This is a genomic window from Ferrigenium sp. UT5, assembly GCF_045866295.1.
In the GTDB taxonomy this organism is placed as follows: domain Bacteria; phylum Pseudomonadota; class Gammaproteobacteria; order Burkholderiales; family Gallionellaceae; genus Sideroxyarcus.
In genome coordinates, this window is record NZ_BAAFRY010000028.1 from 1 (window position 1) to 25,248 (window position 25,248).

The 25,248-nt window shown below is 61.1% G+C and carries 26 protein-coding genes and 1 tRNA gene; 10 read left to right on the forward strand and 17 right to left on the reverse strand.

Going from position 1 to position 25,248, the window contains the following annotated elements; genetic code table 11:
- Positions 1-220 precede the first annotated feature (220 nt).
- The 8 genes from ychF to ACKTSJ_RS09990 form a co-directional block, all read right to left on the reverse strand.
- Positions 221-1,312, reverse strand: a complete 1,092-nt coding sequence (gene ychF / locus ACKTSJ_RS09955) for a redox-regulated ATPase YchF (protein WP_407899820.1) — start codon at positions 1,310-1,312, stop codon at positions 221-223.
- A 79-nt stretch (positions 1,313-1,391) separates the two neighbouring features.
- Positions 1,392-1,973, reverse strand: coding sequence for an aminoacyl-tRNA hydrolase (gene pth, locus ACKTSJ_RS09960; protein ID WP_407899822.1), 582 nt, complete (start codon positions 1,971-1,973; stop codon positions 1,392-1,394).
- A 57-nt stretch (positions 1,974-2,030) separates the two neighbouring features.
- A complete protein-coding gene (locus ACKTSJ_RS09965; protein ID WP_407899824.1) occupies positions 2,031-2,711 on the reverse strand; it encodes a 50S ribosomal protein L25/general stress protein Ctc in 681 nt (226 codons plus the stop codon).
- Between the two features lie 84 nt (positions 2,712-2,795).
- On the reverse strand, positions 2,796-3,743 hold the full coding sequence (locus ACKTSJ_RS09970) for a ribose-phosphate diphosphokinase (protein WP_407899826.1): 948 nt from the start codon (positions 3,741-3,743) through the stop codon (positions 2,796-2,798).
- 57 nt (positions 3,744-3,800) lie between these two features.
- A tRNA-Gln gene (locus ACKTSJ_RS09975) sits at positions 3,801-3,875 on the reverse strand.
- Between the two features lie 34 nt (positions 3,876-3,909).
- Complete coding sequence (ispE, locus tag ACKTSJ_RS09980; RefSeq protein WP_407899828.1) at positions 3,910-4,776, reverse strand: 4-(cytidine 5'-diphospho)-2-C-methyl-D-erythritol kinase; 867 nt, start codon at positions 4,774-4,776, stop codon at positions 3,910-3,912.
- Positions 4,773-5,321, reverse strand: a complete 549-nt coding sequence (gene lolB / locus ACKTSJ_RS09985; RefSeq protein ID WP_407899830.1) for a lipoprotein insertase outer membrane protein LolB — start codon at positions 5,319-5,321, stop codon at positions 4,773-4,775. The genes ispE and lolB overlap by 4 nt, the downstream gene beginning before the upstream one ends.
- Complete coding sequence (locus ACKTSJ_RS09990) at positions 5,321-7,060, reverse strand: tetratricopeptide repeat protein (RefSeq protein ID WP_407899832.1); 1,740 nt, start codon at positions 7,058-7,060, stop codon at positions 5,321-5,323. The genes lolB and ACKTSJ_RS09990 overlap by 1 nt, the downstream gene beginning before the upstream one ends.
- A gap of 79 nt (positions 7,061-7,139) precedes the next feature.
- On the opposite strand from ACKTSJ_RS09990, the gene ACKTSJ_RS09995 reads away from it, so the two are divergent.
- The 6 genes from ACKTSJ_RS09995 to dut all read left to right on the forward strand — a co-directional run bounded on the left by ACKTSJ_RS09995 (position 7,140) and on the right by dut (position 12,611).
- Complete coding sequence (locus ACKTSJ_RS09995; protein ID WP_407899834.1) at positions 7,140-7,880, forward strand: ABC transporter ATP-binding protein; 741 nt, start codon at positions 7,140-7,142, stop codon at positions 7,878-7,880.
- Positions 7,880-8,611, forward strand: a complete 732-nt coding sequence (locus tag ACKTSJ_RS10000; RefSeq protein WP_407899836.1) for an ABC transporter permease — start codon at positions 7,880-7,882, stop codon at positions 8,609-8,611. Before ACKTSJ_RS09995 ends, ACKTSJ_RS10000 begins: the two co-directional genes overlap by 1 nt.
- A gap of 62 nt (positions 8,612-8,673) precedes the next feature.
- Positions 8,674-9,930 (forward strand): GldG family protein, encoded by a 1,257-nt coding sequence (locus ACKTSJ_RS10005; RefSeq protein WP_407899838.1) that lies wholly within the window; start codon positions 8,674-8,676, stop codon positions 9,928-9,930.
- A 152-nt stretch (positions 9,931-10,082) separates the two neighbouring features.
- Complete coding sequence (gene mutM, locus ACKTSJ_RS10010) at positions 10,083-10,898, forward strand: bifunctional DNA-formamidopyrimidine glycosylase/DNA-(apurinic or apyrimidinic site) lyase (protein ID WP_407899840.1); 816 nt, start codon at positions 10,083-10,085, stop codon at positions 10,896-10,898.
- Between the two features lie 28 nt (positions 10,899-10,926).
- A complete protein-coding gene (gene coaBC / locus ACKTSJ_RS10015; RefSeq protein ID WP_407899842.1) occupies positions 10,927-12,165 on the forward strand; it encodes a bifunctional phosphopantothenoylcysteine decarboxylase/phosphopantothenate--cysteine ligase CoaBC in 1,239 nt (412 codons plus the stop codon).
- Positions 12,162-12,611 carry a dUTP diphosphatase gene (gene dut / locus ACKTSJ_RS10020; RefSeq protein ID WP_407899844.1) on the forward strand — a complete coding sequence of 150 codons (450 nt, stop codon included), beginning with the start codon at positions 12,162-12,164 and terminating at the stop codon, positions 12,609-12,611. Before coaBC ends, dut begins: the two co-directional genes overlap by 4 nt.
- A gap of 59 nt (positions 12,612-12,670) precedes the next feature.
- Here dut and ACKTSJ_RS10025 read toward each other — a convergent pair whose 3' ends face one another.
- Genes ACKTSJ_RS10025 through ACKTSJ_RS10035 form a run of 3 tightly spaced genes read right to left on the reverse strand, consistent with a single transcriptional unit; the run spans position 12,671 to position 14,823 of the window.
- Positions 12,671-13,657, reverse strand: coding sequence for a PEGA domain-containing protein (locus ACKTSJ_RS10025; RefSeq protein WP_407899869.1), 987 nt, complete (start codon positions 13,655-13,657; stop codon positions 12,671-12,673).
- 27 nt (positions 13,658-13,684) lie between these two features.
- Positions 13,685-14,281: a CBS domain-containing protein gene (locus tag ACKTSJ_RS10030; protein WP_407899846.1), complete on the reverse strand. Its 597-nt coding sequence runs from the start codon at positions 14,279-14,281 to the stop codon at positions 13,685-13,687.
- Complete coding sequence (locus tag ACKTSJ_RS10035; protein ID WP_407899848.1) at positions 14,278-14,823, reverse strand: RNA pyrophosphohydrolase; 546 nt, start codon at positions 14,821-14,823, stop codon at positions 14,278-14,280. The genes ACKTSJ_RS10030 and ACKTSJ_RS10035 overlap by 4 nt, the downstream gene beginning before the upstream one ends.
- A 121-nt stretch (positions 14,824-14,944) precedes the next feature.
- Between ACKTSJ_RS10035 and ACKTSJ_RS10040 the strand changes: the two genes are divergently transcribed.
- Positions 14,945-16,657, forward strand: coding sequence for a proline--tRNA ligase (locus tag ACKTSJ_RS10040; RefSeq protein WP_407899850.1), 1,713 nt, complete (start codon positions 14,945-14,947; stop codon positions 16,655-16,657).
- Entirely contained in the window at positions 16,654-17,328 is a 675-nt protein-coding gene (locus tag ACKTSJ_RS10045; protein ID WP_407899852.1) for a lytic transglycosylase domain-containing protein, read from the forward strand. Before ACKTSJ_RS10040 ends, ACKTSJ_RS10045 begins: the two co-directional genes overlap by 4 nt.
- A gap of 9 nt (positions 17,329-17,337) precedes the next feature.
- Here the strand turns inward: ACKTSJ_RS10045 and ACKTSJ_RS10050 are convergent, their stop codons facing one another.
- The 3 genes from ACKTSJ_RS10050 to ACKTSJ_RS10060 form a co-directional block, all read right to left on the reverse strand.
- Positions 17,338-17,799, reverse strand: a complete 462-nt coding sequence (locus ACKTSJ_RS10050; RefSeq protein WP_407899854.1) for a TlpA family protein disulfide reductase — start codon at positions 17,797-17,799, stop codon at positions 17,338-17,340.
- Entirely contained in the window at positions 17,799-18,368 is a 570-nt protein-coding gene (locus ACKTSJ_RS10055; RefSeq protein ID WP_407899856.1) for a YqhA family protein, read from the reverse strand. Before ACKTSJ_RS10055 ends, ACKTSJ_RS10050 begins: the two co-directional genes overlap by 1 nt.
- Before the next feature lie 74 nt (positions 18,369-18,442).
- Positions 18,443-19,657, reverse strand: a complete 1,215-nt coding sequence (locus ACKTSJ_RS10060; protein ID WP_407899858.1) for a YihY family inner membrane protein — start codon at positions 19,655-19,657, stop codon at positions 18,443-18,445.
- Positions 19,658-19,686: 29 nt separating this feature from the next.
- On the opposite strand from ACKTSJ_RS10060, the gene ACKTSJ_RS10065 reads away from it, so the two are divergent.
- Together ACKTSJ_RS10065 and ACKTSJ_RS10070 are read left to right on the forward strand one after the other, a co-directional pair.
- Entirely contained in the window at positions 19,687-20,367 is a 681-nt protein-coding gene (locus ACKTSJ_RS10065) for a HugZ family protein (RefSeq protein ID WP_407899860.1), read from the forward strand.
- 438 nt (positions 20,368-20,805) lie between these two features.
- A complete protein-coding gene (locus ACKTSJ_RS10070) occupies positions 20,806-21,459 on the forward strand; it encodes an ankyrin repeat domain-containing protein (RefSeq protein ID WP_407899862.1) in 654 nt (217 codons plus the stop codon).
- Between the two features lie 226 nt (positions 21,460-21,685).
- Here the strand turns inward: ACKTSJ_RS10070 and ACKTSJ_RS10075 are convergent, their stop codons facing one another.
- From ACKTSJ_RS10075 to slmA, 3 genes are all read right to left on the reverse strand, one after another.
- Positions 21,686-23,221: a 2-isopropylmalate synthase gene (locus ACKTSJ_RS10075; RefSeq protein ID WP_407899864.1), complete on the reverse strand. Its 1,536-nt coding sequence runs from the start codon at positions 23,219-23,221 to the stop codon at positions 21,686-21,688.
- A 214-nt stretch (positions 23,222-23,435) separates the two neighbouring features.
- On the reverse strand, positions 23,436-24,551 hold the full coding sequence (locus ACKTSJ_RS10080; protein ID WP_407899865.1) for a 3-deoxy-7-phosphoheptulonate synthase: 1,116 nt from the start codon (positions 24,549-24,551) through the stop codon (positions 23,436-23,438).
- Positions 24,552-24,561: 10 nt separating this feature from the next.
- Positions 24,562-25,140 carry a nucleoid occlusion factor SlmA gene (gene slmA, locus ACKTSJ_RS10085; protein WP_407899867.1) on the reverse strand — a complete coding sequence of 193 codons (579 nt, stop codon included), beginning with the start codon at positions 25,138-25,140 and terminating at the stop codon, positions 24,562-24,564.
- Positions 25,141-25,248 lie beyond the last annotated feature (108 nt).

Genomic DNA, 25,248 nt, shown 5'->3' on the forward strand with positions numbered 1-25,248 from the left:
ACGTAACGGGGAAACGGACGGGGTCGATGAAGTCATGATTCTGCTCCTCTCGTGAAATGAGGCGGATCGCCTCACTTCACAAGTTAGGGAAACAGAACCAGCGATTCAACCTCTCTTAAAACCCACCTGGACTCGTGGATCGGAGCGCCCATACCGCGGAGCGGTTTAGTCCATGGCCGAGCACCGGACGATGCCCGCCTAATAAAGATTTATTCTTGGCTTAGACGTTGAACAGGAAGTTCATCACGTCGCCGTCCTGCACCACGTAGTCCTTTCCTTCGACGCGCATCTTGCCCTTCTCCTTGGCACCGGCTTCGCCGCCGCAGGCGATGAAGTCTTCGTAGGAGATGGTCTGCGCGCGGATGAAGCCTTTTTCGAAGTCGGTGTGGATGACGCCGGCCGCCTGCGGTGCAGTGTCGCCCTTGTGGATAGTCCAGGCGCGCACTTCCTTCACGCCGGCGGTGAAATAGGTTTGCAGCCCGAGCAAATCGTAGCCGGTGCGGATCAGGCGGTTGAGGCCGGGCTCTTCCAGGCCGAGGTCTTGCAGGAATTCGAGCTTGTCGGCCTCGTCGAGGTCGGCCAGTTCCTGTTCGATCTTGGCGCACAGCGCGACGACGGGCGCGCCTTCTTTTGCCGCGTGTTCACGCAGGTGATCGAGGTGCGGGTTGTTGTCGAAGCCGTCTTCCAGCACGTTGCCCACGTACATGGCGGGCTTCACGGTGAGCAGACACAGCGGTTTGATGAGTTGCTTGTCATCCTCGCTCAGGTCGAAGGTGCGCGCCGGCTTGCCTTCATTCAGGTGCGGCAGCAGCTTTTCCAGCAGGGTCACCAGCTTCATCGCATCCTTGTCACCCGACTTGGCCTTCTTGCCGTCGCGCGCAATGGTACGTTCGACCACGGCCAGATCGGCCAGCGCCAGTTCGGTCAGGATGACTTCGATGTCGGCCAGCGGGTCAATCTTGCCCGCCACGTGCACGATGTTGGGATCGTCAAAGCAGCGCACCACGTTGACGATGGCGTCGGTCTCGCGAATGTTGGCGAGGAACTGGTTGCCCAATCCCTCGCCTTTGGAGGCACCCGCCACCAGTCCGGCGATGTCCACGAACTCGACGATGGCATATTGCATGCGCTGCGGCTTGACGATCTTGGCCAGCTCGTCCATGCGCGGATCGGGCACTTCGACGATGCCGACGTTGGGCTCGATAGTGCAGAAGGGATAGTTCTCCGCCGCGATGCCCGACTTGGTCAGGGCATTGAACAGGGTGGACTTGCCCACGTTGGGCAGACCGACGATACCGCATTTGAGACTCATGGTTGTTCCTTATTAAAGTGCCGAGTACGGAGTGCCGAGTAAAAATAGAGTGCGGGTTTGCTTCAGCACTCGGCACTCACTACTGATTACTATGCAGCTTCAACATCGCTGCTTCCAGCTTGCCTTCGATGATCAGCGGCGCAACATCCTGCGCGCGTTGCGATGCTTCATCGATCAAGACCCGCTCTTCCTTGCGCGGGGCGTTCAGCACGAAATTCACCACTTCCGCGCGGTCGCCCGGATGACCGACGCCGATGCGCAAACGCCAGAAATCTTTTGTTCCGAGATGCGCGATGATGTCCTTCAGCCCGTTGTGGCCGCCGTGCCCGCCGCCCAGCTTAAGCTTGGCACTGCCCGGCGGCAGATCGAGCTCGTCATGCACCACCAGTATCTGTGCCGGCTCCAGCTTGTAGAATTGAGCCAACGCCCCGACCGCGCGGCCGCTGACATTCATGAAGGTCTGCGGCTTGAGCAGGTGTACTTCGTGCCCGTGCAGATTCGTTTTTGCGGCCAGTCCATGGAACTTGCCCTCGGCCTTGAAGTTTGCGTTCTGTATGCGCGCGAGTTCGTCCACCCACCAGAAACCCGCATTGTGGCGCGTGGCTTCGTATTCCTTGCCCGGATTACCGAGGCCGACGATTAGTTTGATGGGCTCGCTCATAATGAAAAAACCCGCCATGCATCGTTCGATCGCATGGCGGGTTGTTCCCGTTGCAGATTACTTCTTGGCAGCAGGTGCTGCAGCGGCAGCCGGCGCTGCGGCTGCGGCCGAAGCAGCGGCCGCAGCTTCGGCAACTGCCGCGTCGGCAGCGGCATCCGCCGCCGCTTCAACGGCGCCGCGCGGCACTTGGACGGTCGCCACCGCATCGCCCGCGTGATGATGGTGCGCGAGTTCGATGCCCTTCGGCAGTTTGACATCGGCGATGTGGATCGAGTGTCCCAGTTCCAGACCGGACAGATCGACCTCGAAGGCGGAGGGCAGATCGGCCGGCAAGCAAACGATTTCGAGTTCGGTCAGGACATGGCTGATGATGCCGCCACCGGTCTTTACGCCCGGGGCGAGTTCCGCATTCTTGAAGTGCAACGGCACTCTCATGTGGATCTTCTTCTTCGCATCGACGCGCTGGAAGTCGATGTGCTGCACTTGCTGGCGGAACGGGTGCATCTGGAAGTCGCGCAGCAGCACGGATTCCTTCTTGCCCTCCAGGTCCAGCGTCAGGATGGACGCGTGGAAAGCCTCATTGCGCAGTGCGTAATAAAGGGTGTTGTGATCGAGTTCGATCATGGCCGCTTCGCCTGCGCCGTACACGACGCCGGGGACACGGTTCGCCTTGCGCAGACGGCGGCTCGCACCCGTTCCTTGCACTTGGCGCTTGGTTGCGCTGATTTCGATTGTCATTTTACTTCTCCACTTCGAGTGAAGCTCACCGCGACCAGTGAACTTCGGGTTGCGCGCCAGCCAACATGGCTGGCGCAAAAAAACTTAATCCACGAACAGCGAACTGACCGACTCGTCCGCATTGATGCGGCGCAGGGTTTCCGCCATCAGCTCCGCGATGCTGAGCTGGCGGATGCGTTTGCATTTGCGCGCGGCATCATTCAGCGGAATGGTATCCGTCACCACCAGTTCGTCGATCGCCGATTTTTCGATCCGCTCGATCGCCGGTCCCGACAGCACGCCGTGCGTACAGTAGGCCAGCACGCGCTCGGCGCCTTTTTCCTTCAACGCCTTGGCCGCTTCGCACAAGGTGTTGGCGGTGTCCACCATGTCATCCATGATGAGACAGGTACGGCCCGAAACTTCGCCGATGATGTTCATCACTTTGGCCACATTGGGCCTGGGCCGACGCTTGTCGATGATCGCCAGGTCGGCATCCAGCTGCTTGGCCAGTGCACGCGCGCGCACCACCCCCCCCACGTCGGGCGACACCACGATCAGGTTGGGATAATTGCAGCGCCACACGTCCGACAGCAAAATCGGGCTGGCATAGATGTTGTCCACCGGAATATCGAAGAAGCCCTGAATTTGGTCGGAGTGCAGATCCATGGTCAGCACCCGATCGACACCGACGCCGGTCAGCATGTTCGCCACCACCTTGGCGGTGATCGCCACGCGCGCCGAACGCGGACGGCGATCCTGGCGGGCATAACCAAAATACGGAATGGCGGCGGTGATGCGCGCGGCCGAGGCGCGGCGCAGGGCATCAACCATCACCATGATCTCCATCAGGTGGTCATTGGTCGGGGCACAGGTGGATTGCAGGATGAACACATCCTTGCCGCGCACATGCTCCAGGATTTCCACCATCACTTCGCCGTCGGAGAAACGGCTGGCCGTGGCGCGACCGAGATGGATGCCCAGATGCTTGGCGACGCTTTCGGCCAGCTTGGGATTGGCATTGCCGGTGAAAACCATCATGTCGCCCGACATCGAGAACACCCCTATGAAGTGAAACGGTCGCAAGCGCCCGTCAATGCTTGAAGAATCTGGCTGGGGAGGTAGGGATCGAACCTACGAATGTCGGAATCAAAATCCGATGCCTTACCACTTGGCGACTCCCCAAGAACTCGTCGAATACAGCGCCCTTGGGCGCAATTCAGCTACTGCAAAAATCTTTCAGCGGATGCTCAGGCAAACCCCGCGCGACAAATCCGCGCAGGGTGTCCGGCAACTGCCGCCCTACCGCACGGGCTTCGGCTTCCGTGGCAAACTCGGCAAACACGCAAGCGCCGGAACCACTCATCAGCGCGGGCGCAAATTTCGCCAGCCATGCCAGATGTTCCGCCACCGCCGGATACAGCTTGCATGCCACGTCCTGCAAATCGTTGCGCAAGCCGCTGATTCTGCCTGCCCGAAAATCCTGCCCCTTCGGAAGGGCGCGCATTGTCATCGAAATCGTATTTCGTGTCAATTCCGGATGGCTGAAAATCTGCACCGTGGGGACCTGCACTGGCGGACACAGCACCACGTACCACGCCTCCGGCAGCGGATAGGCCTGCAAGCGCTCGCCCACGCCCTCGGCAAATGCGTTGTCGCCGAACACAAAAAACGGCACATCCGCCCCCAGCTGCAACCCCAGTTGCATCAGGCGCGCGCGCGGCAGATCGAGCTGCCACAGCCGGTTCAGCGCCAGCAGGGTGGTGGCCGCATCGGAACTGCCGCCGCCGAGACCGCCACCCATGGGGATGCGCTTTTCCACGTCGATGTCCACCCCCGCCGCGTATCCTGTCTCCTGTTGCAGCAAGCGCGCAGCGCGCACGCACAGGTCTTGCGCTTCGGGCACGCCTTCCAGTGCGTTGAGGCGGTGAATTTCCCCGTCTTCGCGCCGCGTGAAATGCAAGGTGTCGTTCAGATCGATATAACGGAACAGACTCTGCAACAGGTGGTAACCGTCGCCGCGCCGCCCCACGACATGCAGGAACAAGTTGAGTTTGGCCGGCGCCGGGCACGTCAGCGTATTCACTGCGCCTCCCACTCGTCGATCAGCACCCGCACTTCCACGCCCTCACGCTGCAATTTCAGGCGCAACGGCAGCGCATCCCCGGATTCTGCGGCATAACGGGTGTAGCTTATTTCCCAGCCCTGTTGGCGTAGCAGGTTCACCTGGCCGTTCGCATTGCGCTCGATGCGCGCTTCACCGTCCGGCGCGGGCAGCGCCATGATCCAGTAGCGCAGACCGGAGAGCGGCAAACGCCAGCCCAGCGCTTGCTGCATCAGGTCCTCGGCATTCTGCGCAACGTAACGCCGACCCTGCGCCTCCAGCGTGGTCTGTTCCGCGCCGTGCACGATACGCGCAACGGTCTGTCCCAGCGGGGCCAGCAGCAATATCTCGTCGGTTCCGTCCCTGTGCGTCCAGCGCACGCCCGCGCTGTCGCGCCGCGCGTCCTGGCGAATGGCAATGCGCCCGTTGAACGCGAACGGGGCATCCGCCTCGCGCGCGCGGTGCAGCATGACCGGGTTTGTGCTGCACGCCGCCAGCAGGAGCAGTGCAAGAAGGGCGAAACGCATCACGGCAGGAATTTGCGGATCACCGCCTGCAACGTTTCGTTATCGGGGTGTGCTTGTGCGCTGGCGCGCCAGACGGCTTGCGCCTCCGCGCGCTCCCCTTTCACCCAGAGCACCTCGCCCAAATGGGCGGCGATCTCGGGATCGGGATTGGCGGCAAACGCCCGGCGCAGGAAGTCGATGCTCCGCGCCAGATCGTTCAGGCGGAAATAGCCCCATCCCACGCTGTCCAGAATGGCCGCATCGTCCGGCAGCAATGCATGTGCCTTTTGCACCAGCTCCATCGCCTCGGCGATGCGGACATTGCGCTCCAGCCAGCCATAGCCGAGCGCGTTGTAGGCGTGCGCATTGTCTGGCTCGACCTCGATCAGCCTGCGGATCAGCCGTTCGAAAGTGTCGTACTGCTTCAGCTTGTCGGCGGCCAGCGCCGTCCGATACAGCAACTCGGGCTGCGCCGGAAATTTGGCCAGCCCCTGGTTCAGCACCTTGAAACTTTCCGCATAGTGCGCGTCGTCGCGCAGAAACTGCGCTTCGATCAGCAGCAATTGCACGCGCTGCGCGTCATTGCCGGGCAAGACTTGCTGCAGCACGGTGCGCGCCTGCGCCGCCTGTCCCTGCTTGTGCAGCAGATAGGCCATCCGCAACTGCGCGTCATAGTGCCGCTCGCCCTCCCGGATCTGGCGATAGTGGATCAGGGCCGACGCTTCATCCTGCCTGGCCTCGCTCAACTGGCCCAGATAGAAATGCAGGGTGTCCTCGTCTTTCTTGCCGCTGGTCCCGGCCAGCGCCGCGCGCAATTCCTCCTCGGCGCGCTGCAGTTCGCCGAGCTGCAAAGAGACCATGGCGATGGCGAATGCGATCTCCGCATTGCCGGGACGTTGCTGCAACAGGCGCATGAACTCCTCGCGCGCGGCCACGTACTGCTTCTGTTCGAGCAGCATGCGCGCACGGAACAGGCGCACATTCTGCTGCGCCGGATACTTTTCCAGATGGGCCGCCAGCAACGCTGCCGCCTGCTCCGGCCGGGTGCGCTGGGTCAATTGCGCCAGAAGCATCGCGGCCAGGTCCCACTCCGGACGCAGGCTGGCCGCCTGTTGCGCTTCCGCCAGCGCCTGCGCGGGCTGGTTTGCCGCGGACGCCGCCTGCGCCACGGCCCAATGCGCTTCGGCCACTTTCGGGTAGGGCTGTGCCACTTCGACCAGCCAGTCGAGCACCGCCCCTTTGTCCGCCACCCGCGCCAGCAAACCGTACAGATTGATGAACATATGCCCCACACCCTGCGGGTCCGACGCCAGCAGTTCGGTCACGTGCGGACGCGCTTCGGCCAGTTTGCCGCCGGAAAGCAGCAGCGAGACCAGCATCTGCTTGGCCAGCGGCGAATCCGGCTCCAGTTGCTGCCACAGGCGGAACGCCTCCAGCGACGAGGCGTACTGGTGCGCCTCAAAGGTCAGTTGCGCGGCGCGGCGCGCGACCCGCGGGTCGCGCGTGGTGCGCGCCAGATCGAGATAGACCTGGGCGGCCAGTTCCGGCCTGCCGCGCTGTGCGGCGAAATCGCCCAGCAGAAATTCATACAGCAGGCGATCCGTCAGCGCCACCTCCGGCAGCACCGGCTCGACCGGCCCCGGCAACGTCGGCCGAACCGGCCCGGCGGCGGCAGCGGGAGCCGCATCGGGCGTTTGCGGTGCATGGGCGCAGGCGGTCAGCAACGCAAGCAACAACAAAGGGGAAAGACTGAATTTCATGGTTGTCCGGCATTTTGATGTGGACCGACAGTTTAGGTTATATTCAGCGCAATTCAAAACCGCCGCCTTCAGCCCGCACATGACTTCCCCGGTCACCCTTTCCGCGCAGCATCTCACTCGTTTCCACGGCAGACAGTGCGCGGTCAACGATGTGTCGTTCCAGTTGCGGCGCGGCGAGGTGCTGGGACTGCTCGGACACAACGGCGCCGGCAAGAGTACCCTCCTGCAAATGCTGGCCGGCGCATTGGCCCCCAGTGCGGGCGTGGCCGAGATTTGCAACTTCGATCTGGCACAACGCCCGACTCTGGGCAAATCCTGCCTGGGCTATCTGCCGGAACATCCGCCGCTGTACCGCGACATGCGGGTGGATGATTATCTGCACTTTGCCGCACGCCTGCACCGCGTCGCGCCCGACCGCCTAGCCGAGCGGGTGCAGCTGGCAAAACAGCGCTGCGGCCTGCTCGATTGCGGCCACCGGCTCATCGGCAATTTGTCGAAAGGCTACCAGCAGCGCGTCGGCATCGCGCAGGCGATCATCCACCAGCCGGCCGTCGTGATTCTGGACGAGCCGACGGTCGGACTCGACCCGGCGCAGATCCGCGAGATACGCGAACTCATCCGCACGCTTGGCGACAGCAGCAGCGTGATCCTGTCCACCCACCTGCTGCACGAAGTGGAACAGGTGTGCGACCGCGCCATCATCCTGCGCCAGGGCAAACTGATCTTCGATGGCAGCATCGACGATTTGCGCCAGCACAGCGATCTCGAATCCGGTTTTCTGCAGCTCACCGCGGACCCGGAAAAAAAGGAAACGCAGTAATGATCCTTACCCTCGCCCGCCGCGAATTGCACAGCCTGTTCGCCGCCCCTTCGACCTGGTGGATGCTGGCGTTGCTGCAATTCATCCTGTCCTGGTTCTGGCTGGCGCGGGTGGACGACTACCTGCACGTGCAGGCGCAACTGGCGCAGATGGACAGTGCGCCTGGCGCCACCATCTCCATCGCCGCGCCGCTGGCAGGCGCACTGGCCCTGCTGCTGATGATGCTGATCCCGCTGTTCACCATGCGCCTGATCGCCGAGGAGCGGCGCAACCAGACCTGGTTGTTGCTGGCCTCCGCGCCGATCTCGCCGGCCCAAATCGTGCTGGGGAAATTTCTGGGTTTGCTCGCGCTGCTCTCGCTCATCATCGCCGCCGGCGGATTGCTGATGCTGACGCTGTCGCTGGGCACATCCGCCGACCCGGGTCTGATCGCGAGCAACCTGCTTGGCGTGTGGCTGCTGGCCGCCAGCTACGCCTCACTGGGCTTGTATTGTTCGGCCATCACGCGCCAACCGGTGGTCGCCGCCTTCGGCGCGCTCGCCGTCTCGTTCGGCTTGTGGGTGCTGGAAATGGGCAACGGCGTCCTGCGCGTACTGTCGCCCAATCTGCATTTTCAGAACCTGAATGTCGGCCTCGTCAGCAGCGCCGACCTCTGCTACTTCGCGCTATTCATCGCGCTGTTACTGCTGCTGGCCATGCGCCATCTGCGGCGGGAACAGGAAGGAAGATAATGCGCCGCAGTCCTGTCCGTTCCCTTTTTTCGCTTCTCGTTCTGTTGGCCGCCGTGGTTGGCATGAACGACCTCGCCGCGCGTTTTCCGCTACAGTGGGATGCGACCCGCAATGCCCTGAACAGTCTGTCCCCCGCCAGCGAAAAGGTCCTGGCACAACTGGAGGGTCCGCTGACCATCACCGTGTATGCGACCGACCTGGATGCGCAACAGGGCGACGTGCGCAAACTGGTCGGCGAATTCATTGCCCTGTACCAGCGCTACAAGTCCGACATTCACCTGGTCTTCGTCGATCCGGTCAAGCAGCCGGAAGCGACGCGCCAGTCGGGCATCCGCGGCAACGGCGAGCTGGTGGTGGAATTCGGCGGCCGGCGCGAACATCTGTCCACCCTGAATGAACAGACGCTGACCAGCGCGCTGCTGCGCCTCGCGCACGGCCGGGAGCAGATGCTGATGTACGTCAGCGGTCACGGGGAGCGCAAGCTGGACGGCGCAGCCAATCACGACCTCGGCGAATTCGGCAAGCGCCTGACACAGAACGGCTACCGCATCGCGCCGCTCAATCTGGCCATCGCGCCGGAAGTGCCGGATAACGTCGGCGTGCTGGTCGTCACCCAGCCGCAAACCCGGCTGTTTCCCGGAGAGATCGCCAAGTTGTTGCGCCATGTCGAGCGCGGCGGCAATCTGCTGTGGCTGCTCGACGCCGAACCGCTGCGCGGCCTCGAAGCGCTGGCCGAAGCCCTGGGCCTGGTGCTCACCCCGGGCATCGTGATCGACCCCTCCGCGCAGGAAATGAACGCCCCGCGCGACTGGGCGCTGGGCACCGGCTATCCCCCGCATCCGGTCACCCGCGATTTCGACCTGATCACGGTATTCCCTCAGGCCCGCGCGCTGGACACGGAAGCCGACACCCCGTGGCAGCGCCACATTCTGGTCGAAGGTGCGCCCAACGGCTGGGTCAGCCCGCAACGCAATTCCCGCTTCGATCCGCAGCGCGATGTGGCCGGCCCGGTCACGCTGGCGCTCGCCCTGCAACGGCAGGCCGGTGAACATGAACAGCGCATCGTGGTGGTCGGCAGCGGTGCATTTCTCGCCAATGCCTATTCCGGCAACGGCGGCAACCTCGATCTGGGGGTCAACCTGCTGAACTGGCTGGCCGGCGAGGAACGCCTGATTAGTCTCGTTCCGCCGACCGCGCAGGACGGCAAACTCGTCCTGAGCCGGGTTCAACTCACCGCGATGAGCATCGTGCTGTTGCTGGTCATGCCATTGCTGATGATCGCCATTGGCGGCGGGCTGTGGTGGCGCAGGAGAGGATGAAACAAAATGCGTTCTCACGCGGAGGCGCGGAGAACACGGAGTCATTGCCGTGTTTGGATAAAACCGTCTGCATGGCGACCGGGCATCCACTGCCTGTCTTGAATTTCTCCGCGCACTCCGCGCCTCCGCGTGACCTGGAAGACTGACACGATATGCCCGAACTTCCCGAAGTAGAGATCACCCTGCGCGGCATCGCTCCGCACCTGCAGGGTCGCTGCGTCAGCAGGGTCATTGTGCGCAACGCCCGCCTGCGCTGGCCGATTCCGCCCGAACTGCCCGAACGCTTGCGCGGCCAAACCGTGCACACCCTGCAGCGCCGTGCCAAATATCTCCTGATCGGTTTTGCGCAGGGCACACTCGTCCTGCACCTCGGCATGAGCGGCAGCCTGCGCATCCTGCCGCACGGCACTGCGCCGGAAAAACACGATCATTTCGATCTGCTCCTCGACCACGGGGAATTGCTGCGCCTGCGCGACCCGCGCCGCTTCGGGGCGGTGTTGTGGCACACGGGCGATATTGCGGAACATCCGCTGCTGGCAAACCTGGGACCGGAGCCGCTCGGCAAGGCGTTTGATGCGGACTATCTGCATCAGAACACGCGTAACCGTAAAACGGCGATCAAACAGGCGCTGATGGACAATCATCTGGTGGTCGGCGTCGGCAACATCTACGCCAATGAATCGCTGTTCCGCGCCGGCATCCGGCCGCAACTGGCCGCCCACAAATTGACGCGGGCACGCAGCGCGACGCTGGTGCGCACCGTGCGTGAAGTCTTACGCGCGGCCATCCGGCAAGGCGGCAGCAGCCTGCGCGATTTCGTCCACAGCGATGGCTCCAGCGGCTACTTTCAGCAGCATTATTTCGTTTATGGCCGTGCCGGCGAACCCTGCCGCCGCTGCGGCACACCGATCAAACGCATCACGCAAGGTCAGCGCGCCAGTTTCTATTGCCCGCACTGCCAGTCCTGAGGCGGATTTTCTTGTTAAGATGCGCGCCATGAAACAGTCCAGACGCATCGTGCTCGGCATCACCGGCGGCATCGCGGCCTACAAGGCGGCGGAACTGGCACGCCTGCTGCTGAAGCAAGGCATCGAGGTGCAGGTAGCAATGACCGAGGCGGCAACGCATTTCATCACGCCCGCCACGCTGCAAGCCCTGACCGCCCGCCCGGTCTGGATCGACCAATGGCAGGATGCGCAGGGCATGACGCATATCCATGGCAGCCGCAGCGCCGATGCCATCGTGATCGCGCCGGCCAGCGCCGACTTCATCGCCAAACTGGCAAACGGCCAAGCCGACGACCTGCTCTCCACCCTGTGTCTGGCACGCGACTGCCCCTTGCTGGTCGCGCCGGCGATGAACCGGCAGATGTGGGCGAACGCGGCAACGCAGCGCAATGTGCAACGCCTGGCAGCCGATGGGGCGACCCTGCTCGGCCCGGACAGCGGCCCGCAGGCCTGCGGCGAGGAAGGCCTGGGACGGATGCTGGAAGCCGCGGAACTGGCGCGTGATGTTCTTGCTTTTCTGGAGGGGAAAACGGCGCGGGGGGATGTCGGACTGAAGTCAGACCTACAGTCAGACCTGCCAGACCTGCGGGGCGTAAAAATACTCATCACGGCGGGCCCCACCTACGAAGCGATCGATGCGGTGCGCGGCATCACCAACCGCAGCAGCGGCAAGATGGGCTACGCGGTGGCGCAGGCGGCGCTGGAGATCGGCGCCGAGGTCACCCTCGTCTCGGGGTCGGTCGCACTGACTCCGCCCCGCGGTGCGCAGGTCGTGAACGTGGTCAGCGCCGTGGAGATGTTCGAAGCGGTTAAACGGGAAGTGGCGCGGGCCGATATCTTCATCGGCGTGGCGGCGGTCGCCGATTACCGCGTGGCACAAACCAGTACGCAAAAAATCAAGAAGAGCGACGCTGCGCTGACCCTGCAACTCGTGCCCAACCCGGATATTCTGGCTTACGTCGCTGCCCTGCCCCGGCCGCCGTTCTGCGTCGGTTTCGCCGCCGAGAGCGAAAAACTGCGCGCGCACGCCGCAGCCAAACGGAAAAAGAAGAATGTTCCGCTGCTGGCCGCCAATCTGGCGCAGGACGCCATCGGCAACGACGACAACGAATTGCTGCTGTTCGACGCAGCCGGCGAACACCGCTTGCCGCGCGCGGACAAACTCGACCTGGCCCGTGCGCTGCTGCGGCATGTCGTCACGCTGTACCAAAAGGGAAAGAAAAAATGAAAAAAGTGGACATCAAAGTGCTGGACCCGAGGCTGCATGACCACCCGCCTGCCTACGCCACCCCCGGTTCGGCCGGAATCGACCTGCGCGCCTGTATCGAAACCTGCATGACCATCCGCCCCGGACAATGCGAACTGGTGCCCAGCGGCATCGCCCTGCATCTGAACGACCCGCATTATGCCGCAATAATCCTGCCGCGCTCCGGCCTGGGTCACAAACACGGCATTGTCCTGGGCAATCTGGTCGGTCTGATCGACTCGGATTATCAGGGACAAATTTTTATTTCAGTGTGGAATCGCGGCCAGCATCCGTTCGAACTGATGCCGCTGGAACGCATCGCGCAACTGGTGGTGGTGCCGGTGGCGCAGGTGCAATTCAACATCGTGGAAGAATTTCCGATGAGCCAGCGCGGCAGTGGCGGATTCGGCAGCACCGGTAAACACTGATGCACCTTGGCCAACAAAAAAGCCGCGCAGTGCGCGGCTTTTTTGTACTTCGAACAACCTCATTTGTGCAATTTCATTTCCAGCTCGGTGTGATCTTCACTGCGCACCGACACTTTTTCTGTCGCTGACTGATAACCCTCCAGTTCCATTCTGACCGGATAAATGCCCGGCGCCAGGTCCAGACGCAGCGGAGTGAGACCGTAATAGACGTCATCCACATACACTTTGGCGCGTGTCGGCGCCGAACTTAACACCAATGCCCCCGTATGCAGTTCCGCAGCCACGCCAGCCACTGTCGCGGTGACTGGCGCCGCAGCGCTCGGCAAGGCCGCAGCCCGCACCGTCACTCCTTGCACCGGTTTGATGGTCGCATCCAATCCGAACAGATCGGGGCGTGCCGACATCATCACCGAGAGAATTGATTCGCTGGTTTTGGTGGCAACAATCTTTAATCCATTGTGCAGATATGCCGCCACATCCTGCTTGGTGTTGCCCGAACTCCCCGCATACACGTCCTTTTTTTCCGCAACCAACCCCGACCAGATCACTTTGCCACTGGCAACCTCGGTCAAGGTGGATTCGACGACGATATTTCTGTAATCGCGCTCCTTGATATCGACGCTCAACGTTTTGATCGAACCGTTTAGTTGAAACTGGGCATTTTTTGCATCCGCCGCAAGCACTTGGAAACCGGCATCGTCCATCTGTTTCTGCATCACTTCGCCCACCAGAACAGCCACGTCACGATCCAACATGATCTGTTTGCCGCGCAAGCCTAAAATGCGCGCATTCGAAATACCCACCTGGCGCGGATCAACACCGCTACGCGCATCGACATAGGCTGCAATACGCACCGTAACCGGATATTTCTGCTCGCGCGCACCCGGAGACGGTTTTTGCTCGACCCGAACATGCAGTTCGTTGCCCGACTCAAAGGGAGTGCCGATGCTGGAGCACCCCGCAAAAGCAAACAACAGCGCACACATTGCAACACGTAAACGGAATGACATCATCTGGATCGACTCCAATTCATGAACCGGCAACACCGCCGGCAATGCGAACCACAACGAACTTCATCCCTTGGCAATGGCCGCCTCGATTTCGGCGAAGGTGCGCGCAATCTCGAAACTCTGCGCCTGCGCGCCGAGTTGGCGCCCGATCTGGGTGGCGGAAAATATCCCGCACACCATCTGGCAGCCATCCGGCATTGAGGTTGCCACCAGTGCGTGCTGGCGATTCATTTTCTTCAGACTGGCGACGATGGCGCCGATCTTTGCATTCTTGACATCCGCGATATCCAGCACTTCCAGCTCCGACTGCGGCGTCATAATGTCGCTGACCAGGATATCGGCGTGGGTGCCGCCCATTTGCTGCAGAAAGCGCATCGGCTTTTCACCCAGCACATCGCTGGCGGTGATGATGCCGGCAACCTGTTCCTCGTCGTCCAGCACCAGCAACAGGCGCACACCGTACTTGATCATCTTGGCGTTGGCCTTGTTCATCGAGGTGGCGGCGCGCACGCTGACCACCGAGACCTTGCTCAAATCCGTCATGGCATCGGTCGCGGGGCTGCTCAACTTGACCCGGGCCGGCAAGGTGTGGGACGGCCTCACGAACGAGGCGCAGGTTTTCAGTGGTTCGGATGCCAGGGCACTGTATTCGGTAATCATGTTTTCTCCTGATTGATATTCAACTGATATTCGCGATACGAACGATGCAATTGCGCCTGCGGCCCGCGCAGGGCAGGCAAAAAACGCACCAATTCATTCAAGGCCAGCCGGTACACCTCGCGCTTGAATTCGATGACCGAGTCCAGTTCTACCCAGTACTCGGTCCAGCGCCAGGCATCAAATTCCGGATGTTCCGACGCACGCAGACAGACATCGCAATCGTGCCCGGTCAGCCGCAGCAGGAACCAGATCTGCTTTTGCCCCTTGAAATGCGAACGCGACTCGCGCTTGCCCCAACTCTGCGGCACATCGTAACGCATCCAGTCCCGGGTGCGCCCCAGAATCTCGACGTGACAGGCATGCAAGCCGATTTCCTCGTGCAGTTCCCGGTACATGGCCTGCTCCGGCGTTTCGCCGTGCTGGATGCCGCCCTGCGGAAATTGCCACGCATCCTGCTTGATGCGTTTGCCCCAGAACACCTGATTCTTTGCATTGGTCAGAACGATGCCGACATTCGGGCGATAACCTTCACGGTCTATCATGATTCGCCCCATACATTTTTTAACGGTCCGGATTGTTCCACATTTCGCCCCGACTGGAAAGACGGCCGACCCGGCTTGCAGTAGAATTGCCGCCTTCCCAAGCCCCCAATGAGCACCCAACATGCGCGTTTCGCAATTTTTCATCTCCACCCTGAAGGAAGCCCCGACCGAAGCCGAGCTGGTCAGCCACCGTCTGATGCTGCGCGCGGGCTATATCAAGCGTCTGGCCAGCGGCCTGTACACCTGGATGCCACTCGGTTTGCGCGTGCTGCGCAAGGTGGAACGGGTGGTGCGCGAGGAAATGGACCGCAGCGGCGCGCTCGAGTTGCTGATGCCTGCGGTGCAACCGGCCGAGCTGTGGCAGGAAACCGGACGCTGGGACGTGTTCGGGCCGCAAATGCTGAAAATCCGCGACCGCCATGACAACCTGTTCTGCTTCGGTCCAACCCACGAGGAGGTCATCACCGACATCGCGCGCCGCGAAATCAGGAGCTACCGCCAGTTGCCGGTGAATTTCTACCAGATCCAGACCAAGTTCCGCGATGAGGTGCGTCCACGCTTCGGCGTGATGCGCGCGCGCGAGTTCATGATGAAGGATGCCTATTCCTTCCATGCGAACTTCGCCAGCCTGGAACAAACCTACCGCGTGATGTACGACACCTATAACCGCATCTTCACCCGCCTCGGTTTGCAGTTCCGCGCGGTGGCCGCGGACACGGGCGCAATCGGCGGCAGCGGCTCGCACGAATTCCACGTGCTGGCCGATTCCGGCGAAGATGGCCTGGCGTTCTGCCCGAATTCCGACTACGCCGCCAATGTCGAACTGGCCGAAGCACTCGCCCCGACCAATCCGCGTGCCGCACCTGCCGAAGAAAAGCGCGATATCGCCACGCCCAGCCAGACCACCTGCGAAGACGTGGCCGCCCTGCTCGGCATCCCGCTCGCACGCACGGTCAAACTGCTGGCCGTGATTACGGCGGAAGACCGGCTGGTCATCCTGCTCCTGCGCGGCGACCACAATCTCAATGAGGTCAAAGCCGGCAAGTTGCCCGGCATGGCCGATTTCCGTTTTGCGCGCGAGGAAGAGATACGCGCCTTCTTCGATTGCCCGCCCGGCTTCCTTGGCCCGGTCGGCATAGACCGTAGCAAGACGCGCGTGATCGCCGACCGCAGCGTGGCCGTGATGAGCGATTTCGTCGCCGGCAGCAACAAACCAAAGTTCCACACCGCCGGCATCAACTGGGGGCGCGACCTGCCCGAGCCCGACCTGGTCGCCGACATCCGCAATGTGGTCGCGGGCGACCCGTCACCGGACGGCCGCGGCACGCTGGAGCTGTGCCGCGGCATCGAAGTCGGCCACATTTTTCAGTTACGCACCAAATATTCCGAGGCGCTGAAGGCCACCTATCTGGACGAGAACGGCAAGGCGCAGATCATGGAAATGGGCTGCTACGGCATCGGCGTATCGCGCATCGTGGCCGCCGCCATCGAACAGAACAACGACGCGCGCGGCATCACTCTGCCGGCTGGCATAGCGCCGTTCCAGGTCGCCATCGCGCCCATCGGCTACAAGAAAAGCACGGCGGTGCGCGCGGCAGCAGAACAACTTTATGCCGAGCTCACGGCTGCCGGCTGCGAGGTGTTGCTGGACGACCGCGATGAACGCCCCGGCGTGATGTTTGCCGATCTGGAATTGATCGGCATCCCGCATCGCATCACCCTCGGCGAGCGCAGCCTGAAGGAGGGCAAGGTCGAATACCAGGCCCGCCGCGATGCGGCCGCGCAGGCCGTAGCCTTGCAAGACATCGCCAAGCTCGTACAATCCAGACTATGAGACGAGGATCCATTGAAGATTCAGGATTCAGGACCGGCTTACGGCGCGGCCGCGGCTTCGCTTTTTCTTCAATCCTCAATCCTCAATCCGCCCTCCTGATCCTCGCGCTTTATCTGCCGTTTGTCGCGCACGCCGGAGCGCAGCGCGAGGAAGCCCTGTCCGCCAGCGTGCGTGCCGTACTGCAACACAGCGTGACGGATCAGGCCGCGCCCAAGCTGGCTTTTGCCAACCGCTACGAGGCGGACAAGTGGCTGAACGAAATGTCGCGACGCTTGCAAGCGCGGATGCCGAACCGGCCCGCGCGCCTCGAGTTCCTCAGCACCGTGCACTACGAAGCTACCCGGGCCGGTCTGGACCCGCATCTGGTGCTGGCACTGATCGAGGTCGAAAGCGGTTTCCGCAAATATGCGGTGTCGCGGGCGGGCGCGCGCGGCTACATGCAGGTGATGCCGTTCTGGACCCGCGCCATTGGCTCACCCGAACACAATCTGTTCCATCTGCGCATGAATCTGCGCTACGGCTGCACCATTCTGCGCTACTACCTGGACATTGAAAAAGGCGACCTCCATCGGGCGCTGGCGCGCTACAACGGCAGCCTGGGCAAACACAAATACCCGCAGCGAGTCCATGCCGTGTGGCAAAAGAAGTGGCGGCCGGTCAGCCGCGGTTGAGAATCCCGGTCAGGGGCGGTTGCCCTTGATATAAGACTCGACGCTGTCGCGCGTGAGCATTCCCTGCTGGTAGCTGACCAGCTCGCCTTGCGGATTGTAGAGATACGAAGTGGGCAGCACCGTCACCTCGCCTACCTGTTCGGCCTGGTCATAATCCCCCACGACGACCGGGTAGTTCACCTTGAAACGGTTGACGAACTGGCGCACTGATTTCTCGCTGGAATCAAGGGCAATGCCGATCACCACCAAATCCTTTTTGCTGTGCGTGCGGTGCAGATCGACCAGATCGGGTATCTCTTCCAGACAGGGCGGACACCAGGTCGCCCAGAAATTCACCAGCACCCACTTGCCGCGATAGTCGGCCAGCCGTTGCGGCTGGCCTTGCATGTCCTGAAAAACGAAGGACTGCGCACTGGCAATCGTTGTTGTGCCAAGCAGCAAAACCCCGAGCACGCGCGCCGGCCAACGCATCAATGCGGATCCTTGCCGTCGGTGCCGGCCTCTGCCGCTACGGCATGCCCGTCGGACGCATGCGTCAGGTACAGCGCAAGCGAAATCAGCGCGATGGCCGCACCGAAATATACCAGGTCGATCGGGGCTTCGATCGCCATGCCCAGGGCCTCCTCGAACAGGGTCACGATCATGATCATCAAGATCACCTTGGCGAGACGCGATTTCAGGTCGTCCAGATTGCTGATCACCAATATCTTGCTGGAAGCGCGGCTGCCATGCGCCTGGTCGATGTCGCTGATGAACAGTTCATACAGCCCCAGCGAGAAGATCAGCATCACGGTCGCCAGCAAATAACCGTCCACCACTTCGACGATATGGGACACCGTGCTGTCGTGCAAGGCCTTGCGCAATTCCTCGGTCATGGAGGCATCGGCATAATGCAACGCATGCTGGAACAGGAAAACGACATCAACGGTGGCCATGTAAAAAATGGCAAACCCGGCCAGCAGACTGCCGACCACGGCCGTCAGAATCACAAAGCGGCTGTTCCATAGCGCGCCCTCGAATAAACTTTCAAGATACTTCATTCCTGCTCCTCATTTATCAACCACTGTTCCTGCGGGGGCGGGCATTAAAACCCAAAAGACGCGAGCAGACAACCTCAACCGCGCTGCCAGATATCGCGCAGGGTCTGCCCCTGCGCGGCAGCCACGCATTTATCCAGCCTGGCAAACCATTGCCGCACCTCGCTGTCGGCCGGCTGTTCCGGCAATGCATTCACATCGAGCAGGAATAGGCGCGTCAGCTCGGAAACCGGGATGCGCTCCGGCGACCGCAGCAACCCCCAGCCGGATTCGGACAGCTTGCCGACGATCCCGGCCTTGACCAGTTGCGCCATGATGGCTTCCACCTCCTCGTAACCGAGATGCAGTTCGCGCGAGAGTTCAGGCAGACCGTGCACCTGCCCGTTCTGCATACCCTGGTCCATTTCTTTCAGGATATGCAGGGCAAAATACAATTTTGCGGCCTGATCGATTCTCAAGGCGTGGCGGCTGCGCCAATGCGGAATGGCGGCGGCGATGATCGCGCCAAACAACAGCATCAGCCAGGACAGGTAGATCCACAACAAAAAGATCGGCAGGCTGGCAAATGCGCCGTACACCAGTTTGTACGTCGGGAATTGCGTGATGTAATGGGCGAAGCCCCGATTCATCGCCTCGAAGGCGATCGCCGCAATCACCCCGCCGATCATGGCGTGACTGATTGGCACATAGCGATTCGGCACCACCCGGAACAAGAGCGTGAAAGCGGCGCTGGTCAGCACGATGGAAAATAATTTCAGAACGCCCGCGCCAAATGCCGAGACCCGCCCGCCGTAGCCGGGTGTCAACCCGGCCAACCATGAGGTCAGTGACAGACTGGCGCCCACCAGCAATGGCGCCAGCGTGATCACCGCCCAATAGACCAGCACCCGTTGCAGCATCCGGCGCTGCCTCGATGCGCGAAAAATCCGGTGAAACGCATTGTCGATGGTCAGCATCAGCAACATGGCGGTCACCCCGAGAAAAGCGATCCCCAACGCAGTCAGGCGCGACGCACTTTCGGCGAACTGCTCCACATAGCGCGAGATCATCCGGCCGCCGGTCTCCGGCACCAGATTCGACAACAGAAAGGATTTGAAGCTCGTCGCCAGGTCGCTGAACACCGGGAATGCGGTGAACACGGTCAGCATGATGGTCAGCAAGGGGACCAGCGACAGCAGGGTGGTAAAGGTCAGGCTGGCCGCCATCTCCGCGCAGCGATCCTGGCGCAAGCGCACGATCACGAAGCGCAGGAAATGCAGCACATCCACCACATCCTGAAATAAACGTTTCATATCCACTAACGACTTCATACAATGTGCCCATGATACCCGACAAAATCCCCACCCAAGCCAATCCGCGCAGCGCGCGCCAACTGTTGCGCAGCCATCGTTACGGCGCATTGGGCACGCTGTCGAAGAAATTCGACGGCCATCCCTTTGCCTCGATCACCCCGTATCTGGTGGATCACGACGGCAGTCTGCTTCTGCTGATCAGCGGCCTTGCAGAACACACCCGCAACATCCTTGGTGATTCGCGCGTCAGCCTCGTCACTCACAACCAGGAATCGCCACAGATTCAGACGCAGGGAAGAGTCACCGTGGTCGGCCATGCCGTGTTCGACCCGGACCGCGAGCGGTGTGGCAAACGCTATTTGCGTTATTTCCCCGAAGCGGAGCCGTATTTTTCCATGCCGGATTTTTCGTTTTTCCGCATCGTCCCGCACGCCTTAAGATACATAGGCGGATTCGGGGATATCCATTGGATCACGGGCGCTGAATACGATGTCCGCGGCTACACACCGGTGGCAGACGAGGACACCTTGCTCAACCAGATCAACGCCTCACGGAAGACCGCCCAGCAAGGTCTGCTAATCGGCATAGATTGCGACGGCTATGATGTGCGTAGGGACGAAAAGCTTGTGCGGCACAACTTCCCATCCTCACCTCACGATCTTGCTGAAGTACGCCACTTTTTGTCGCAACACTGGGGCGATCCACACTAACGATTCTGGTGCGAAGCGGGCCACCCCGAAAAATGAAATTCCACTCCGCTCCGGGTCGTTCCCCCACCTTGCTGCACCCCGGGGGGCGACAAACGAATCGTTGCGCGAATTTTGCGTCAAGCAAACCCTGCAACCAGAAGATTCAGCTTGTATCAACCCTGAATTTATGCGAGCGTGGCAACCCGTTTTTCCGGTGTATCACGACAAAGGGAGACGGTTAAAGATTCACCTTTTGCACAGCGCGGGCAAAGTCTCTGGCCTGAAAGGTCAAACCAAGACAAGTGGAGCCCGCTGGTTTTAAACTGACGCGGGTGTTCCGATGTTACGTGTTGCGGCGGAAAGCGGTGGCGCCTCAATTCCATCGTGCTCAATATTCGCAGTACCCACCCATGGGGTGTCGCAACAGCCTTTTTCATTGATCGACAACGAGGGGTTATCGTGAAAATAAACTTTAAACCTGGCGAAGTACTGGTACTGTTGGCAGCAGCGGCAATGAGTTTTCTCGCCAATCTTCCAGACTACGTTCTGGGCGGAATGGTTGACAGAAGGATATTGTTAGCTTCACTGTCCACCCTGGTCGTGGTAGCGATGTTCCGCTACCTCCAAGTATTGCTGTTGTTGACAATCTCAATTCTGGCGATTGGCGCAAATATTCCCTCCGAGCTGGCTTCCGAGCTGGGCATCAGTCAGGGCGCGCTGATCATATCGCTCGGCATGCTGATTGCAATTACGTTGCTGAACCGCGTGGCCAGGTTATTGCCAACCGATAAAACCGCTCCCGCTACAGAATTCATTGATGGGCGTCAGGCGATGCTGGACGCCATCGCGAAAGGTGATCAGGCAACCGTGCGCAGCCTGTTAGCCATGAACGTGAGTGTGAACTTTGTTCAGCAAGACACAACGCCATTACATCTCGCCGCGGCAAAAGGATATCCCGATATCGTGAAGTTTCTGATCGAGCACGGCGCGGACTGCCATGTTCGGGATGCGAACGGACTGACGCCATTGGAGATTGCGCTCGCCCAAAAGAAATTCCCAAGGACAACCGAAATTCTCTACCAGCATGAAAAGAGTTTCATGCGCCATTCCTGACCGTGCCACAGTCCGGCACCAAAGCGGAGTGGCGGCGCCGACCAAACTCGACCGGGTTGCCTGCAAACCGTTCGTTCGGCGGTGACCAGCCCGCATACCCCCTTACCTGGGTAAACAGCGGCACACATACGCCATTTTGCTCAACCAGAATAATCCGGTAAAACCGGACCCGTCCCAGATCCGTTTTTGGGAAACCATCAAGAAAAGCCGGTTTTGAATCCGGGGATCAGAGTTGCGGATGCGAACGTTGCAATCCGGCCTGGATCTTGTTCAGCGCGTTCAGATACGCCTTGGCCGACGCCACCACGATGTCGGTATCCGCGCCCTGCCCGTTGACCACCCGCCCCCCTTTGGCCAGGCGCACCGTCACTTCGCCCTGCGCATCGGTACCGCTGGTGATGTTGTTGACCGAGTACAAGAGCAACTCGGTGCCGCTGTGAGCGATCGCTTCGATGGCCTTGAACGTGGCGTCCACCGGGCCGCCCCCCTGCGCGTCGGCCTGCTGTTCCTTGCCGCCGACGTTCAGAACCACGCGCGCCACGGGCGATGAACCGGTTTCGGAATGGGCACCCATCGCCACCAGGCGGTAATGTTCGCTCACCTGCGCCACTTCGCCTTCGCTCACCAGCGCCTGCAAATCCTCGTCGAAGATCTCGTGCTTCTTGTCGGCCAGATCCTTGAACCGCGCAAAGGCGGCGTTCACCGCTGCTTCGCCGTCCAGCACGATGCCCAGTTCCTGTAAACGCGCGCGGAACGCGGCGCGCCCCGAGTGCTTGCCCATCACCATCTTGTTCGCGCCCCAACCCACGTCCTCGGCGCGCATGATCTCGTAAGTCTGGCGGTGCTTGAGCACCCCGTCCTGGTGGATCCCCGACTCGTGCGCAAAGGCATTCGCGCCGACGATGGACTTGTTCGGCTGCACCGGATAGCCGGTGATGCTCGACACCAATTTGGATGTCGGCACGATCTGCGTGGTGTCAATGCCGGTGTCGCAGGTGAAGATGTCGCGCCGTGTCTTGATCGCCATCACCACTTCTTCCAGCGCCGCATTGCCCGCGCGCTCGCCCAGGCCGTTGATGGTGCATTCCACCTGGCGCGCACCGTTCATCACCGCCGCCAGCGAGTTGGCCGAAGCCATGCCCAGGTCGTTGTGGCAATGCGTGGACCAGATCACCTTGTCCGCATTGGGTACGCGCGCGATCAGTTGTTTGAAGCGCTCCCCCCACAACACCGGAAGACTGTAACCCACCGTGTCCGGCACGTTGAGCGTGGTCGCCCCCGCCCGAATGACCTCCGTGAAGATGCGCACCAGGAAATCCATATCCGAACGCACCGCGTCCTCGGCGGAGAACTCCACATCGTCGGTATATTCGCGCGCCCAATGCACCGCCTGCACGGCACGCGCCACCACGTCGACCGGCGCCATGCGCAACTTGTGTTGCATGTGGATGGGCGAAGTCGCGATGAAGGTGTGGATGCGGCCGTGTTTGGCGGGTTTAATCGCCTCGCCCGCAGCGCGCACATCTTTCTCACTGGCACGTGCCAGTGAGCAAACAGTGGAACGCTCGATGACCTTGGCGATGCTGTGTATGGCATCCGCATCGCCGGGGCTGGCCGCCGCAAAACCCGCCTCGATCACATCCACGCCCAGTTTTTCCAACTGGCGCGCGATGCGCAACTTCTCTTCCTTGGTCATGGAGGCGCCGGGGCTTTGCTCGCCGTCGCGCAAGGTGGTGTCGAAAATAATCAATTTGTCAGTCATGTTTGCTCCGTCGCAATGGTTCATCCACGGCTCACGCCAACCGAGCCGCCTGTCTTGATGCTTGTGGGGGTGGGTTTAGTTTGCGCGTGCGCGCAGCTTCAGCGCCGCAAGCAGGCTGAAGGTGGAATGCGACTGCGAGATGGAATGAGAGAAGTGCATGGGCGGGAATATAGCGGCTTTTATTTGGGGCTGCAACCCGGGCAGGGAGACCGCCTTATTCCGGATACTTCTTCGCCAGCGCCACCCGCCGCAAATAGGCCTCGCGCGCGATCTGCACGTCTTCCAGGAAGTGCGGCAACTCCTTCAGCAACAAGGCCTGCGGCCCGTCCACCAGCGCCCGCGTCGGCGCGGGATGAAAGTCCACCAGCACCATGTTCGCCCCCGCCAGCACGCCCTGCGCGGTGACGTGCATCACGTCGAGGATGCCATCGGGCGAGGCGGCACGGCTGCCGACCGAGTGCGAAGGATCGACGCACACCGGCATCCGGGTGAGGCGCTTGACCACCGGCACATGCGCGAAATCGACCAGATTGCGATGCGGATCGCCCATGTTGGTCTTCATCCCGCGCAAGCCAAACACCACGTTGCGGTTGCCTTCCGATGCCAGATATTCCGCGGCGTTCAGCGACTCGTCGAGCGTAATGCCGAACCCGCGCTTGAGCAGGATGGGCATTTCCGTCTGGCGCCCGACGATCTTCAACAACTCGAAATTCTGCGTGTTGCGCGTGCCAATCTGCAACATCACCCCGGTCGGATGGCCGGTCTGGTGCAGCGCCGCGTTGATTTCATCCAGGTGCGATTCGTGCGTGATCTCCATGGCAATCACCTTGATGCCGTATTTTCCCGCCAGCTCGAACACATAAGGCAGGCATGCCTTGCCGTGCCCCTGGAATGCATACGGGCTGGTGCGCGGCTTGTACGCGCCCATGCGCGTGCAGACCTGGCCGTTGTCGCGCAGGGCGCGCAGCATGATCTCGACGTGTTCGGCGTTGTCGACCGCGCACAAACCGGCGAAAACGTGCAGCGTGTCCTGACCGAAGCGCACGCCGTTGTAATCGAAATAGGCGGGACGGCTATCGTCCTTGTGCCGCCCCAGCACACGGTATTCCTGCGACACGCGCACCACCCGCTCCACACAGGGCAGCGCCTGCATATCGGTCGGATCAAGCGATTTAGTATTGCCAATGAGATACAACTCGGTCAGCGTCTGCTCAATGCCGTGTTCGCTGTGGACGCGCACCTGCACACCCTGCAAGGTCGCCAGATGATTGGACAATTGCCGGTATTCGGCGCTGTCGGTACGGGTGCCGGGGGAAAGTATCAAGATCATTTCGATTTCCTTAAATGCGAGAAAGCAGCGCCCATTGTTGCGGCCATTGTTCCATCGGGTCGCGCGCGTAACCGCTCTTGCCGAACTGGGTCCAGCGCCCGATGACGAAGCACAGCAACAGGTTGGCCTGCGCCCCAACGTCTGTTTCCGCGTGCAGCGCACCCTGCGTCGCGGCGATGCGCAGCGCCTGCTTGAGCGTGGTTTCCACGCGATCGAGGAACTGGTTGATGCGCAGCTGCAGGCGCTCGTTCTCGTTCACCAGCGCGTCGCCGATCAGCACCCGCGTCATGCCGCGATTCTTTTGCGCGAAGCGGAGCAACATCGCAAGGATCTGCTCGACCTGCTTCAAGCCGTCCTTTTCTTCGCTGGTGATTTTATTAATCAGTCCGAACACCGTCTGCTCGATAAACTCGATCAGACCTTCATACATCTGCGCCTTGCTGGCGAAGTGACGGTACAAAGCCGCTTCGGACAGATCCAGGCGCGCCGCCAGTGCGGCGGTGGTGATCTTCTCGCCCTTGGGCTGTTCCAGCATCTCGGCAATGGTTTGCAGGATCTGTAGTTTTCTTTCGCCCGGTTTGGCTGCCATGATTTCCTATATGGACGCCTCCCGGTTTAGCAAGAGATTTGTCGTGTTTTGGTAAAACCAGAAATCGGCTGCAGTCTTATATCCGGCCTTGTTGCAAGCTGGACTTCT

Coding starts and splice junctions, on each gene's coding strand:
- lolB (WP_407899830.1), bottom strand. CDS start 5,321: ATGCGTTTCGCCCTTCTTGCACTGCTCCTGCTGGCGGCGTGCAGCACA.
- ACKTSJ_RS10060 (WP_407899858.1), bottom strand. CDS start 19,657: ATGAAACGTTTATTTCAGGATGTGGTGGATGTGCTGCATTTCCTGCGC.
- ACKTSJ_RS09965 (WP_407899824.1), bottom strand. CDS start 2,711: ATGACAATCGAAATCAGCGCAACCAAGCGCCAAGTGCAAGGAACGGGT.
- ACKTSJ_RS10035 (WP_407899848.1), bottom strand. CDS start 14,823: ATGATAGACCGTGAAGGTTATCGCCCGAATGTCGGCATCGTTCTGACC.
- ACKTSJ_RS10005 (WP_407899838.1), top strand. CDS start 8,674: ATGAACGACCTCGCCGCGCGTTTTCCGCTACAGTGGGATGCGACCCGC.
- ACKTSJ_RS09995 (WP_407899834.1), top strand. CDS start 7,140: ATGACTTCCCCGGTCACCCTTTCCGCGCAGCATCTCACTCGTTTCCAC.
- ACKTSJ_RS10065 (WP_407899860.1), top strand. CDS start 19,687: ATGATACCCGACAAAATCCCCACCCAAGCCAATCCGCGCAGCGCGCGC.
- ACKTSJ_RS09970 (WP_407899826.1), bottom strand. CDS start 3,743: ATGTCGGGCGACATGATGGTTTTCACCGGCAATGCCAATCCCAAGCTG.
- ACKTSJ_RS10045 (WP_407899852.1), top strand. CDS start 16,654: ATGAGACGAGGATCCATTGAAGATTCAGGATTCAGGACCGGCTTACGG.
- ACKTSJ_RS10080 (WP_407899865.1), bottom strand. CDS start 24,551: ATGATCTTGATACTTTCCCCCGGCACCCGTACCGACAGCGCCGAATAC.
- ACKTSJ_RS10040 (WP_407899850.1), top strand. CDS start 14,945: ATGCGCGTTTCGCAATTTTTCATCTCCACCCTGAAGGAAGCCCCGACC.
- ychF (WP_407899820.1), bottom strand. CDS start 1,312: ATGAGTCTCAAATGCGGTATCGTCGGTCTGCCCAACGTGGGCAAGTCC.
- ACKTSJ_RS09990 (WP_407899832.1), bottom strand. CDS start 7,060: ATGAAATTCAGTCTTTCCCCTTTGTTGTTGCTTGCGTTGCTGACCGCC.
- ACKTSJ_RS10030 (WP_407899846.1), bottom strand. CDS start 14,281: ATGATTACCGAATACAGTGCCCTGGCATCCGAACCACTGAAAACCTGC.
- ACKTSJ_RS10000 (WP_407899836.1), top strand. CDS start 7,880: ATGATCCTTACCCTCGCCCGCCGCGAATTGCACAGCCTGTTCGCCGCC.
- mutM (WP_407899840.1), top strand. CDS start 10,083: ATGCCCGAACTTCCCGAAGTAGAGATCACCCTGCGCGGCATCGCTCCG.
- pth (WP_407899822.1), bottom strand. CDS start 1,973: ATGAGCGAGCCCATCAAACTAATCGTCGGCCTCGGTAATCCGGGCAAG.
- coaBC (WP_407899842.1), top strand. CDS start 10,927: ATGAAACAGTCCAGACGCATCGTGCTCGGCATCACCGGCGGCATCGCG.
- dut (WP_407899844.1), top strand. CDS start 12,162: ATGAAAAAAGTGGACATCAAAGTGCTGGACCCGAGGCTGCATGACCAC.
- ACKTSJ_RS10055 (WP_407899856.1), bottom strand. CDS start 18,368: ATGAAGTATCTTGAAAGTTTATTCGAGGGCGCGCTATGGAACAGCCGC.
- ACKTSJ_RS10050 (WP_407899854.1), bottom strand. CDS start 17,799: ATGCGTTGGCCGGCGCGCGTGCTCGGGGTTTTGCTGCTTGGCACAACA.
- ACKTSJ_RS10075 (WP_407899864.1), bottom strand. CDS start 23,221: ATGACTGACAAATTGATTATTTTCGACACCACCTTGCGCGACGGCGAG.
- slmA (WP_407899867.1), bottom strand. CDS start 25,140: ATGGCAGCCAAACCGGGCGAAAGAAAACTACAGATCCTGCAAACCATT.